This window comes from Candidatus Eisenbacteria bacterium, assembly GCA_005893305.1.
Lineage (GTDB): Bacteria > Eisenbacteria > RBG-16-71-46 > SZUA-252 > SZUA-252 > WS-9.
On sequence record VBOZ01000015.1, the window covers coordinates 1 to 12,384 of the forward strand.

General features: G+C 67.3%; 13 protein-coding genes and 2 tRNA genes. All 15 read right to left on the reverse strand.

The annotated features are described in order from the left end of the window. A partial coding sequence (locus tag E6K79_05725; GenBank protein ID TMQ64998.1) for a PQQ-dependent sugar dehydrogenase occupies positions 1-1,617 on the reverse strand: 1,617 nt, incomplete at its 3' end. A 62-nt stretch (positions 1,618-1,679) separates the two neighbouring features. After that, positions 1,680-2,723, reverse strand: a complete 1,044-nt coding sequence (locus E6K79_05730) for an alpha/beta fold hydrolase (GenBank protein TMQ64999.1) — start codon at positions 2,721-2,723, stop codon at positions 1,680-1,682. 34 nt (positions 2,724-2,757) lie between these two features. After that, complete coding sequence (locus E6K79_05735; protein TMQ65000.1) at positions 2,758-3,876, reverse strand: sigma-70 family RNA polymerase sigma factor; 1,119 nt, start codon at positions 3,874-3,876, stop codon at positions 2,758-2,760. Beyond that, entirely contained in the window at positions 3,828-4,118 is a 291-nt protein-coding gene (locus E6K79_05740) for an acylphosphatase (GenBank protein ID TMQ65001.1), read from the reverse strand. Before E6K79_05740 ends, E6K79_05735 begins: the two co-directional genes overlap by 49 nt. A 57-nt stretch (positions 4,119-4,175) precedes the next feature. Continuing rightward, positions 4,176-4,252: transfer RNA gene (locus E6K79_05745), tRNA-Pro, on the reverse strand. Positions 4,253-4,325: 73 nt separating this feature from the next. Further along, entirely contained in the window at positions 4,326-4,994 is a 669-nt protein-coding gene (locus E6K79_05750) for a protein-L-isoaspartate(D-aspartate) O-methyltransferase (protein TMQ65002.1), read from the reverse strand. Beyond that, entirely contained in the window at positions 4,978-5,742 is a 765-nt protein-coding gene (gene surE / locus E6K79_05755; GenBank protein ID TMQ65003.1) for a 5'/3'-nucleotidase SurE, read from the reverse strand. Before surE ends, E6K79_05750 begins: the two co-directional genes overlap by 17 nt. Next, entirely contained in the window at positions 5,742-6,404 is a 663-nt protein-coding gene (locus E6K79_05760) for a glycosyltransferase family 2 protein (protein TMQ65004.1), read from the reverse strand. The genes surE and E6K79_05760 overlap by 1 nt, the downstream gene beginning before the upstream one ends. Further along, entirely contained in the window at positions 6,401-7,423 is a 1,023-nt protein-coding gene (locus E6K79_05765) for a hypothetical protein (protein ID TMQ65044.1), read from the reverse strand. The genes E6K79_05760 and E6K79_05765 overlap by 4 nt, the downstream gene beginning before the upstream one ends. Further along, positions 7,379-7,455: transfer RNA gene (locus E6K79_05770), tRNA-Pro, on the reverse strand. Before E6K79_05770 ends, E6K79_05765 begins: the two co-directional genes overlap by 45 nt. Before the next feature lie 118 nt (positions 7,456-7,573). After that, positions 7,574-7,957, reverse strand: coding sequence for a MerR family transcriptional regulator (locus tag E6K79_05775; protein ID TMQ65005.1), 384 nt, complete (start codon positions 7,955-7,957; stop codon positions 7,574-7,576). 4 nt (positions 7,958-7,961) lie between these two features. After that, positions 7,962-8,990, reverse strand: a complete 1,029-nt coding sequence (locus tag E6K79_05780; protein ID TMQ65006.1) for an NAD(P)-dependent glycerol-3-phosphate dehydrogenase — start codon at positions 8,988-8,990, stop codon at positions 7,962-7,964. Further along, positions 8,987-9,658 carry a glycerol-3-phosphate 1-O-acyltransferase PlsY gene (plsY, locus tag E6K79_05785; GenBank protein ID TMQ65007.1) on the reverse strand — a complete coding sequence of 224 codons (672 nt, stop codon included), beginning with the start codon at positions 9,656-9,658 and terminating at the stop codon, positions 8,987-8,989. The genes E6K79_05780 and plsY overlap by 4 nt, the downstream gene beginning before the upstream one ends. Before the next feature lie 33 nt (positions 9,659-9,691). Next, positions 9,692-11,005: a ribosome biogenesis GTPase Der gene (der, locus tag E6K79_05790; protein TMQ65008.1), complete on the reverse strand. Its 1,314-nt coding sequence runs from the start codon at positions 11,003-11,005 to the stop codon at positions 9,692-9,694. A gap of 9 nt (positions 11,006-11,014) precedes the next feature. Then, the gene (locus E6K79_05795; GenBank protein TMQ65009.1) at positions 11,015-12,298 is read right to left on the reverse strand and encodes a DUF512 domain-containing protein; all 1,284 of its coding nucleotides are present in this window, start codon (positions 12,296-12,298) and stop codon (positions 11,015-11,017) included. Positions 12,299-12,384: the final 86 nt, after the last annotated feature.

Genomic DNA, 12,384 nt, shown 5'->3' on the forward strand with positions numbered 1-12,384 from the left:
CGGCCCATTCTCCACCTCGTAATGCGAGTTGTCCGCGGCACGCCAGGTGCCTCCGAAGGGATTCCGCAAGCCATAGGCGTAGACATAATCGCGCGCGTTGATCCCATCTCCCGCGTTGTAGAACGGGTTGTCCGACGGGGCGCTTCCATCGAGGTTCATGCGCAACACCTTCCCGCGGAAGGAGTCCAGATCGAGCGCGGTGCTCGTCGTAAAGCCGTCCCCCAGGTGGACGTAAAGCTTGCCGTCGGGACCAAAGGACACGTTAGAAATGTAGTGAGATGCGCCCATGTCCTCGCCGACCATCGCCAAGATCGTCGTCTGCGTCGACACGGTGTGCCCGCCGTCCACGCTGTGAAACCGGACTACCTTCGGATAATGGGGGCCGTTGGGCGGGGCCGAATCGTAGAGCATGCCGCAGAAGATGTCGCCCGAGGCCGCATCCACGGCGATCCCGCCGAGCCCCTGCTCGCCCGACCCCGGGAACTGTCCGCCGGGATCGAAATTGAGGAGCCCGGTCGCGTAGTCCGACACGACGCCGTTTTTCGCGACGACCTTGATCTTTCCGTAAAGCTCCGAGACGTAATAGAAGGGATCGGTGGGATTGGGGCCGGGGTTGGGCACGAACGCGATGTTGACCGGCAGCTGGAACCCGGTCGCGACGATCTCCACTTCGAAACCGGGCTGGAGCACTTCCCAAGGGACGGGCGATCCCCGAGCCAGAGTAGAGAAGTCGGGCGCGGTCTGGGAAGCGTTCCCCGAATAGGTGCTGCCGTTCGCCGACACCCAGAAGTAGACCTGGCCGGAGGCCGCCACGCTGACTGGCGGGAGATAGACGATCCGCGAGAAGCCGAGTCGCTCCTGGAAGCCGAGCCGCGACGCCGGAAGCACGAGGCCGCCGCTCCCGCCGTTAATTACGACCCGCGCGGCAACGTCGCTGCCGAGCATCGCAGGGTTCGTGATGGTGTTGGTCGCGCCGTCGAGCCCCGAGAACTGGAGGAGGAGGTCCCCGGCTCCGGAATCGATTCGCAGCGAGGGGGCCGGCGAGCCGGGCGAGAGGACGATCGGGGAGGCCGATTCATCCATCCAGGTAGGCGTCGGCGCACTCGTGACGTCGTCGAGCTGAAGCGGGAAGACCTGGGTCTGATCCCCGGTCGTGAAGGCGCGCTGCGCCCAATTGCTGTAGAGGCTCGTCTGGTCCCGGTGCCGGACTCGGAGAATGTGGTCGGTGCTGAACGCGAGGCTCGTCTGGCCGGCACGAGATCCCTCGAAGGTCCCGTCCCCGAAATGCGTATGGACCTTTTCGACTCCGGTGAGGCACGTCGCCGACCACACCCTCTCCGACGGGGTCACGGTCCAGATCTCCCAGTCGGAGCAGAAATGGGTGTCCCCGGGGTCGGGGTCGGAGAAGACCGCGGTCTCCATATGCACGTCGAACGGGCTCACGACCTGTCCGTCGAAAGCTGGGGTTGTGATGATGGGGGTATTGGGAGGAGTCTGGGCGAGGGCTGTGCCAGGCTGGCCCAGGCCCGCGGCGAGCAACAGACAAACCGCGGCGACCCTTGTCGACCACTTGAAGGAAATCCAGTAACTACGTATGTAACTATATGTTGATGGCATACGGCCGAAACATGGTCAATCCCTTCAAGTAGGATCCTCTCCTACGTATTATACGACATTTCTTACCGGGGCGGGTGAAGGAAATCGTCCACCGATTTCACGAAGAGCGCCGGCTGATCGACGAATGTCATGTGCCCGCTCTCGGGAAGAATCACGAGCTTCGATCCCGGGATCAGCTCCTGCATCTTGCGGGACAGGGCCGGATCGCATTCGTCGTGATCCCCCGCCATGATGAGGGTGGGCACGGAGATCGTGCCGAGCCGGTCGTCGTACTCCACCGAGACGAGGTTTCCGTCGATCACGAATTCCCCGTGGGAGCCCCACATCGTCCGGTAGAGGTCCCACGACATGACGCCGTTCATGAGGGGATCGAAGTTGCGATCGGGCCGCTTCCGGTAGAGGTAAGGGAAATACGCCTCGCCCCAGGACGCCGCCATGTAGTCGGCCGGGTACCGCTCCCTCTCGAAGATCTTCCCCCGCCCGTAGAGCCCGGCACGCTCGAGGCTGTCGATCCGGGCCCGCAGCTCCGGCGCCATTTGCTCCTTCATTCGAACGAAGACCTGGTTCATCGCCTTGGTGCTCGAGAACGTGCTGCAGAGGATTAGATGGGCAAGGTTCTGCTGGTACTTGAGGGCGTACGCCTGGGCGAGGGCCCCACCGTAGGAATGGCCGAGGAGATTGATTCTGCCCAGGCGAAGCGCCAGCCGCACGGCCTCGACGTCGTCCGCCATCTTCTCGATGGTGTAGCCGCTCGGGTCCTCGAGCGCCGGGGAGCGGCCGGAGCCACGCTCGTCGATGAAGACGAGGCGGTTCTGGCGCGCCAGCGGGACGAGGTGCGGCAAGAGGTAGTCGTGCGACGCGCCGGGCCCCCCGTGGAGAACGACGAGGGGCTGCCCCCTGCCGATCGCTTTGTAGTAGATCCAGACGCCGTTCGTCTCGACGTACCCTTCCGAGATCGGGTAGCCCAGCTGGGGCGAGGGAGCCGGCGCGGCCGCTGTAGGAAGGGCGGCCGAGGGACGGGCTGCCGCGGCAGGGGCCGGGTGCGGGGCGGCCGCCAGGATCGCGACCCCCCCGGCGAACAGGAAGCGCTGGATACGACGACTCATGGTTCCCTCCCGCGAGACGCCCGAAGACCCAGGATCAGTGCACGGAAGGCTGGGTTTCGGCCTCGTCGCTTTCGAGAAGATGGCGGAGCTTGAGGAGAGCGCGCTCCTCGAGCTGGCGAATGCGCTCCCGCGAAAGCTTGAAGTGCTCGCCCGTCTCGGCCAGGGTCCGTGGGCGGTCGTCGAAGAAGCCGTAGCGCAGACGCAGGATCGCCTCCTCCCGGCCCGAGAGGCGCTTCAGCATGTCGTTCAGCTGCTGGTCGCGGATCTGCATCTCGACGATCTCGTCGAGGCTCGGCGGCTGCTCCACGGCCTCGGACTCGATCAGACCGTGGAACGCTTCGTTCCCCATGTCGACGTCCAGCGTGTGGATCGATTGAACCAAGGTTTCGAGGCGCGCCACGCGCGTCACCGCGATTCCCATCTCGCGCGCGATGTCGTCATGGCCGGGCTTGCGTCGCAGCTCCGACTCGAGCCGGCGCTGGGTGGCCACGAAACGCCGCATCATCTGAAGCACGTGGATCGGAATCCGGACCGTCCGCGATTGGTTCGCGACCCCGCGCGCGAGGGCCTGCCGGATCCACCACCCGGCGTAGGTGCTGAAGTGAATGCCGCGCTCCACGTCGAATCGATCGACCGCGGTGATCAGCCCGAGGTTTCCTTCCTCGACGAGATCGAGGAACTCGACGCCACGATTCCGATAGCTGCGCGCGAACGAGACGACGAGGCGGAGGTAGGCGTGGATGATCGAGCGCCGGGCAGGCTCCGAGCCGCGCCGCATCGCCTCCCAGAGGGCGCGCTCCTCCTCGCGCTCGAGGAGCGGATAGCGCTGAATCTCGTTCAGGTATCGGCGTTCGAGGCTTCCCAGCGAGCGGCCGGTCGTCTCGGTGGTCGAGACGTCCCCCATCCGGCTTCCCTCGGGGAGCTTGACGGACTGCCGTCGCGCCTCGGCCAGGAAGAGGTCGAACGCGCCGGCCTCGAAGTCCGATGAATGGAGAAGAGCGTCCAGATCCTCGTCCGTAAGCTCGCCCTGCTCGAGGCCACGGCGGAGCGCCTCGGAGAGCTCGGAGACGAATCGGCGGGAATTCTCGGCCATGGACTCTCCCCTCAGCCTGCCTCGATGCGGAATTGATTGGCGCCGGTCGGAGGGAGCCATTCCACCTCGACGCGATCGACCCGCGCCGCGGGCGGCCCCTCTCGCAGATCCTCGATCAGCGCCTCGAGCACTTCCCTCGGACCCTCTGCTTCCACTCGTACCGATGATCGGTTGGGCATGTTCCGGACCGAACCGGCCAGGTGAAGCGCCTCCGCCCGCGATTGGACGAAGTAGCGGTAGCCAACCCCTTGGACGCGCCCCTCAACGCGCGCGACGAAGCGGGCCGCGTCTCGTTGACTCACGCGCTGGAAGTGTCAGAGGGACCACAAGAATGGAGGCGGGGCTGCCGTGGCGGAAAATGGTCGGGGCGAGAGGATTTGAACCTCCGACCCCCTGGTCCCGAACCAGGTGCTCTACCGGGCTGAGCCACGCCCCGATCCTTGTCCGCATACGGCATCCACGAATTCTTCCCCGATCGTCCGCAGTTTATCAGCCGGAAGGCAAAGGGGTCAACCGACTTCGCCCGGAGACCAGCCCTCCCGACCGATCAATGGGACGAACGTGCAGCTGCAGAGAACGCGCTCGATCGTTCCCTCGGATGCCCGGATCACCTTCACCAGGGATTGGCTCTCGCTCTCGCCGACCGGGGCCACTCCGATCCCGTTCACCTTGAGCTGCTCCTCGAGGAAGGCGGGAACTCGCGGGGCGCCCGCCGTGATCAGGATTCGGTCGTAGGGCGCCATTTCCTTCCACCCGAGCGATCCGTCCGCGCACCGAAACACGATGTTGGAGTAGCCCATGGTATCGAGGCGCTCCTTCGCTCGTTCCGCGACCGATGGGATCCGCTCGACGGTGAAGACCCGCCCCGCCAGCTCGGCGAGGACGGCGGTCTGATATCCCGAGCCGGTCCCGATCTCGAGAACCTTCTCTTCCCCGGTCAGGTCCAGGGCCTGCGTCATCAGCGCGACCATGTACGGCTGCGAGATCGTCTGCTCCTCACCGATCGGGAGCGCGTGATCGCTGTAGGCGCGGGCGGCGAGGGTATCGTCGACGAAGAGGTGGCGCGGGAGCGCTTCCATGATGCGGAGAACGTGCGGATCGTGGATCCCGCGGGCCCGGAGCTGCTCCTCCACCATCCGCCGCCGGGCGACGGCCAGGTCGCTACGCCTCCGATTCATCGAGCGAAAGTCCGAGCGATTCGAGATCCACAATGGCCTTGTAGTCAGTGAGCTCGAAACTGAGCGGCGTGATCGAAACGTAGCCTTGCTCGACGGCGGTGAAATCGCTCGCCTCGTCGTGCTTCCACGTCGGCTCTTCGCCTCCGATCCAGTAGTAGAGCTTCCCCCTGGGATCGGTCTTCTCCACGATGACGTCTCGATAGACGCGCATTCCCAATCGCGTGACCCGGACCCCTTTGATGTCGCTCCACGGAATCGCCGGGATATTGATGTTGAGGCAGGAGCCCTCGTGGAGGCCGCGGCGAAGGAGCCCCTTCACGAGGCGATGCGCCACGCGGGCGCCGGGCCCGAAGTCGGCGGTCGGTTCCCACGTCGCGAGCGAAATGGCGATCGAGGGGATGCCCAGGAACATCCCCTCGCTCGCTGCGGCGACCGTGCCCGAATAGAGGACGTCGTTCCCCATGTTGGGTCCGTGGTTGATGCCCGAGACGACGAGCGCGGGCTTTCGCTTGAGGAACCCGTGCACTCCGAGGAGGACCGCGTCCGTGGGTGTGCCGTCGACGCTCATCACGCCGTCCCCGATCTTCCGGACGCGGAGCGGTCGGTGGAGCGTCAGGGCGTGGCTCGTCGCGCTCTGCTCGCGGTCGGGGGCGATGATCGAGATCGTCCCGAGCGGGGCGAGGGCCTCGGCGAGCGCGCGGATCCCGTCCGCCTGGATTCCGTCGTCGTTCGTGACGAGGATGTCCATCAGCGCCCAATGTGCCGGATCACGAGACGGATGAAGCGGAGCGTGTCCCGCACGGGGTCGATGTGGCTCCCCGGCGCGTTGTAGAGCGTCGGTACCGGGGCCTCCCCGATCGAGAAGCCCGCCCGCGCGGCCGCGATCAGGAACTCCGACTCGTACTCGAACCGGCGGCTCCGAGGGTGGACCGTGCGGAGCACCGAGGACCGGATCGCCCGGTACCCCGACTGGGAGTCGTGAATCCGCTGCCCCGCGAGGAGCGAGACGAGCCACGTCGTGACATCGTTCGTCGCGCGGCGAAGCAAGGGCATCCCGGTCCGATCCCGCTCCCGAGAGCCGACGACCAGGTCGGCGCCCTCGAGAGACGCCAGAAGGTTTGGCGCGGCCGCCGGATCATGCTGGCCGTCCGCATCCATCGCGATCACCGCGTCCGCGCCGCGGCGAAGCGCCTCGGCGAATCCCGACTCGAGGGCCGCCCCTTTTCCGCGATTGACCTCATGCCGCACCACGGCCGCCCCGGCTTCGCGCGACCGCTCGCCGGTGGCGTCCATGGACCCGTCGTCCACCACGATCACCTCCGCGGACGGGAGAACGCGCCGGAGGCCGCGCACGACGTCGCCCACCGTGGCCGCGGCGTCGCGCGCCGGGATCACCGCGATCACCTTCATCCCTCCGACGGGTCCCCGGCCGCGGCCGCGCGCGGAGGCCAAGGGCTCCAATCGAACCACTGCGTGGGGTGGGCGCGGACATGGGCCTCGAAGAATCCCTGGAGGCGCGCCTCGGCCAGGCTGAGCGCGATGCCTCCCCCGCACGGCTCGATCGAGAACGCCGGGTGGAATCGCACCTCCACCTCTCCGTCGGGAGCGCGCCAGGCGACCCCCGCCAGGACCTGGGCGCTCGCGCGTCGCGCCAGGAACAGAGGCGCCGGATCGACGCGCACGAGCGCGGGTCCGCCGGCATGGTCTTCGGCTCCCGTGGGATGGGCCCGCCTTCGGGCTCCTCGGTCCACGAGCGCGGCGATCCAGCCGCCGGCGCGGAGCCGCGCGAGGGCCGCGGAGGCGGGCCGGTCCGCGCTCAACGTCCGCACGCCGAAGGCGGCACGCCGCGCCGCGAAGAAGCGCTCGACCGCTGAGAGTCGATGGACCTGGGCGAGCGCATCCACGGAGCCTACCTCCCGGGCAAGCCACTGGAGCGCGAGCTCCCACGGGCCGAAGTGGCCGCTGACCAGGAGCGTCGAGCGCCCGGACGCGCGCGCTTCCCGGAGGATTCCGCGGGCCTCCTCGTCGAGGCGCACGCGCGGTGCGTTCCGCGCCCGCGCGTCGGCCGCGAGGAAGTCCCGCAAGGCCCGCGCGAACGCGCGGTGCGTCTCCCGCGCCGTCGGAATCGGACCCACGGCGCCCGACTCGGACCAGACGCGGCGGAGCCGCCGATCGACCGCGCGGGTCCGCCCGGGATGGCTCAGGACGCAAAGGTCCGCGACCGCCACCGCGAGGGTGTCGCTCGCCCAGCGCGGCAGATGCCGCGCCGCGGAGGCCGCGAGTATGTAGCCGATGTCGGTCACGTGCGGGTCGAGGATCTCTGGGTGGAATGGCGACGCCCCGGGGTTCGGACCCCGGGGCGCAGCGAGACAAACGAGCTCAGATGGTCGGGGCGACAGGATTTGAACCTGCGACCACCTCCACCCCAAGGAGGTGCGCTACCGGGCTGCGCTACGCCCCGACCTCTTCATGCGGCTTCGGGTGGCACCGTTCGCGGCAATGGTACACGACCCCCGACGGAGCGGACAAGAGGCAGCGCCCAAGGCCGGACATCGCCGGGAGCGCCGGCCCCTCGACCGTCAGCGTCGCGCGCGCCCTCTGGCCTGGGCTTCCTGGCGAAGAAGGTTCAGGAGGCCCTCCATGTCCTTGCGCAGCGCGCGCAGGGTCTCTTCCCGGTCCAGCTTGCTGAACGGGAGCTCGATCTGCTCCTTCTCGTCCCGGCCGTCCAGGATCCTCCGCCTCGCGCCCGCGATCGTGAAGCGCTGGTCGTAGAGGAGCTGCTTGATCTCGAAGAGAACCTCCACGTCCCGCTTGCGGTACATCCGGGCTCCACCTCGCCCCTTCTTCGGGCGGAGCATCTTGAACTGCGTCTCCCAGTAGCGGAGGACGTGCGGTTTGACGCCGACCAAGTCGCTCACTTCGCTGATCGAGTAGTAGAGCCTACCTGTCGGAAGCGACTTCAATGGATCACCTCCTGGATAGGGTTCCTGCTTCCGGCTTCAAATCCCGTGTCAAAAGCTCGCGCATCGCGGTCTTCGCGCTCTTCCCTTCGTAGAGGATCGCGTGGACCTGCTCCACGATGGGAAGCTCGACGCCGTGGCGGCGGGCAAGGTTGACGGCCGCCTCCGCGGTGCCCACGCCTTCCACGACCATCGGCGAGGACGCGAGCGCTTCCTTCAACGTCGCCCCGCGGCCGATGGCCTCTCCGAGCCGGCGGTTTCGGCTGTGCCGGCTCGTCGCGGTGGCGATCAGGTCGCCCATTCCGGCGAGACCCGCGAAGGTCTCCCGCCTCGCGCCCAGGACCTCGCCCAGCCTCGATATCTCGGCGAGACCTCGCGTCATGAGCGCTGCCCGGGTGGAGTCGCCGAAGCCGAGTCCGTCGGCGATTCCGGACGCGATCGCGATGACGTTCTTGAGCGCGACCCCGATCTCGACCCCGATCACGTCGTCGTTCGTGTAGATGCGAAGCCAGTCGGTGGAAAAGGTTTCCTGAGCATTCGCTGCGAGCGGCGCGCTCTCGGACGCGGCCACGATGAGGGTAGGCACGCGGCGCGCGACCTCCTCGGCATGGCTCGGCCCCGCGAGCACGACCACGCGCTCGCCCAGTCCCTTGGGAAGCGTCTCCGCCAAGACCTCGCTCATCCGGCGGAGCGTCTTCGTCTCGAGTCCCTTGGTCGCCACCGTCACCCATTTCACGCCCTTGAGCGACTTCTCCGCCTCGGCCGCGAGCCTCGTCGCGGTCGCGCGGAGCGCGTGGGAAGGGGTCACGAAGAGCAGGACGTCCGCGTCGGCCGCCGCGTCGGGAAGAGTGGACGTGATCTCGATCGCGTCGGGGATTCGCACATCCGGGAGGAAGCGGTCGTTCGACCGCGTGCGGCGCATCTGTTCGGCGAGATCCGCCTCGAACACCCAGAGCCGGACCGCGTGGCCGCGGCTCTCGAGCACGATCGAGAGCGCGGTTCCCCATCCTCCGCCTCCGATCACACCGATCTTCACTGGCGGCGCTCCGAGGCCGCGCCCAAAATGGGCGGCTCGGTTCCCTTCAGCAATCGGCGGATGTTGGGGAGATGCCGGACGATGATGAGAAGGGCGATCACCGCGGAGACCGTGATGAGGATCCCGCGCTGTGGATCCCTCGCGGTCTGCCAAGCGACGAGGAACGGATAGGAGATCGCGGCGCCGATCGACCCGACCGAGACGCGCCGGGAGATCGCCACGAGGATGATCCAGAGGCCAAAGGCGAGAAGCGTGGGCCGGGGCAGGATGCCGAGGAAAACACCGAGGCTCGTCGCCACTCCGCGGCCGCCTTTGAAGCCGAGCCATGGAGAGAAGACGTGCCCAAGGATTGCGGCGATGCCGGCCGCGAGCGTTGGAGCCAGCAGGTCGGCCGGGGAGCCGCCGGCCGCAGTCCCGCTCGTCAGCCCGCCGGCCGCGATCCCGCTCGCGAGGCGCGGAACCATCGACGCCGCGAACCCCTTAAGGGCATCGAGAAGGAAGACGAGGGCCCCCCACCGCGCACCGAGGACCCGAAACGCGTTGGTGGCGCCGATGTTCTTGCTGCCGGCGGTCCTGAGGTCGACGCCCCGGGCGCGTCCGATCAGGAGGCCCGATGGAATCCCGCCGAGCAGGAAGCCGACCAGCACGGAGGCGATTAGGAGCGGAATGGTCTGTCCTCCGGTAACGAGCGATCTAAGCGGCTAGTGGCTTGCCTTCCACTCGAGCACGATCGGCGTGCCCTGGAAGCCGAATCGCTCGCGCAACTCTCGCTCCAGGTAACTTACATAATTCTTCTGACGATATCGAGGATTGTTAACGAAAAGGGAGAATGTCGGGGGGCGGCTCCCGGTCTGGGCCGCGTAGTAGAGCTTCAGGTGGCGGCCGCTGGGAGTGGCCGGCGGGGTCACGCGACCGAGGATCTCGTGAACGGCCCGATTGAGCTCCGCGGTCGGGATCGAGCGCGCGTATTCCTCGTAGACCTCGGTGCACGCCGGTAGGACCCGAGGGACGCCCTTCCCGGATTCGGCGGAGACGTAGAGGCGCGGCACGAAGCCAAGGAACGGATACTGACGGGGGAACTCCTCGTCGATCAGCTGGCGGACCCCGACCGGATCGTCGACCAGGTCCCACTTGTTGAAGACCACGACGATTCCCTTCCCCTGGTCCTCGGCGAGCGCCGCGAGGTGCGCGTCCTGGCGCGACGGCTCGCGGGAGACGTCGATCACGAGGATGACGAGGTCGGCCCGGGAGATCGCGCGAAGCGCGCGCGTGACGCTGTAGTACTCGACCGGGTCGGTGACCTTTCGGTCCCGCCTGAGGCCGGCCGTGTCTACGAGAACGTAGGTCCTCCCGCCGCGCTCGAAGGTCGTGTCGACGGCGTCGCGGGTGGTCCCGGCCACGGAGTCGACGACCATCCGCTCCTTCCCCAGCAGCCGATTCACGAGCGACGATTTCCCGACGTTGGGCCGGCCCACGACCGCGATCCGGATCGCGCCCTCGACTTCAGGCGTCTCCTCGGGCTCGGGAAGGCACCCGATGACCTCGTCGAGCAGCTCCCCCGAGCCCCGGCCGTGAAGCGCGGAGACCGGGATCGGATCGCCGATGCCGAGGGAGTAGAAGTCGGCCAGATCCTCCTCGCGCGCCGCCGAGTCGGCCTTGTTGGCGATGACCAGCATCGGCCGCCCTCGCCTGCGGACCCGATCGGCCACCTCGCGGTCGAGCGGCATGATCCCCTGCGTCGCGTCCACCACGAGGAGCGCCACGTCGGCCTCCTCGAGCGCCTGGGCCGTCTGGCTCAGGACCTGGCGCTGGATCGGATGCGGGCTCCCGGGATCGATCCCGCCCGTGTCGACGAGGAGGAAATGCCGCCCGCTCCACTCGGCTTCCGCGTAATGCCGGTCGCGCGTGAGCCCCGATAGCTCATCCACGATGGCCCGGCGCTGTCCGAGGAGCCGGTTGAATAACGTCGACTTCCCCACGTTGGGACGGCCGACGATGGCGACGATGGGGAGCACGGGCGTGTCCTAGGGGCCGACCGGCGAATCGAACCCGATTTGAACCGGGACGCCGAGTCTCTGCTCCAGGTCGCCGCGGGTTCGATCGTCGAGAAAGATCTCGCGCTCCTTGAGACAGTTGGGAGGAAGGAGCACGCGGTCGGCGGGACCGTGCGCGACGAGCGCCCGCTCGATGTCCGCGCCGACGAGAAGCCCGCTCACCGTGACCGAATCGCCGAAATAATCATTCGTCACGACGCAGATGGAGGCGTCAACGCTGCCGGGAGGGCGATCGGATAGAAGCCGCTCGAGGGTCGGCGCCGCGCTGGTCCCGGTGACGACGGCGACCCGCTCCCGGGATCCGTTCCTTGCCCGGATCTCATCCCTGCCGTCCATCCACTGGTCGATCGTCGCCCGAAGCATCCCGATTCCGTTCTCGAGCTGCGGGAACCCCTCGTAGGCCCGCGCCGAGGGCACCGGCTCGCCGGCGAGAACGTACATCTCGTCCGCCGCGAAGACGACCCGGCTCCTCGAGCGTTTCCGGAACGTGGCCTGGTGTTGATGGACGATCTCGAGGGACGCGCGCGCGTCCTCGGACGTGAACGGTCGAAGGTCGGGAAGCCGGGCGCGATGCTTGGTGAGCCCGACAGGCACGACCGCGATCGTCTTCACCCGCGGATGGCGCTCCCCCAGCTCCGCGATCGATTGGGTGAGAACCGCGCCGTCGTTGATCCCCGGGCAAACGACGAGCTGGGTGTGGAGATCGATGCCGGCCGCTGCGAGCCGGTCGATCTGCTTTAGGATTTGACCCGATTTGGGATTCTTCATCAGGCGGATCCGTACGTCGGGATCCGTCGCGTGCACCGAGACGTAGAGGGGCGAGAGACGCTCGTCCAGGATTCGCTGGAAGTCCGCCTCGGACAGGTTGGTGAGCGTTATGAAATTCCCGTGGACGAACGAGAAGACGTAATCGTCGTCCTTGATGAGGAGCTCGCGCCGGACGCCCTTCGGGTGCTGGTAGACGAAGCAGAACACACAATTGTTGTGGCAGCGCTTCGGCTGGCGCGCCTCGAACTCGGCGCCGAAGGAGACGCCGTACTCCCGCTCCCCCGCGACCTGCCGCTCCACGCCGTCCTTGCCCAGGATCCGGAGCAGGAGGCGCTCTTCGGAGATCTGGGCGCCGAAATCGATCTCGTCGTTCAGGGCGACCCCGTTGATCTCCAATATCCGCTCACCGGCCCGAAGCCCGAGCCGCGCGGCCAAGCCGCCGGACTCGATTTTTGCGATGGTGAATGGGTCGCTAAGGCCGATCACGGAATCAACTCCCGGTTCGAGGGACGAGCGTCGAAGTCGTGGGATCAAGGCATGAGTGAGGCAAGGGAGGCAGACAAGCGTGGATA

Bases quoted from the DNA above. Each gene is read 5' to 3' on its own strand.
- E6K79_05735 (TMQ65000.1), bottom strand. From the start codon at position 3,876: ATGGCTCCCTCCGACCGGCGCCAATCAATTCCGCATCGAGGCAGGCTG.
- E6K79_05760 (TMQ65004.1), bottom strand. From the start codon at position 6,404: ATGAAGGTGATCGCGGTGATCCCGGCGCGCGACGCCGCGGCCACGGTG.
- E6K79_05730 (TMQ64999.1), bottom strand. From the start codon at position 2,723: ATGAGTCGTCGTATCCAGCGCTTCCTGTTCGCCGGGGGGGTCGCGATC.
- E6K79_05750 (TMQ65002.1), bottom strand. From the start codon at position 4,994: ATGAATCGGAGGCGTAGCGACCTGGCCGTCGCCCGGCGGCGGATGGTG.
- surE (TMQ65003.1), bottom strand. From the start codon at position 5,742: ATGGACATCCTCGTCACGAACGACGACGGAATCCAGGCGGACGGGATC.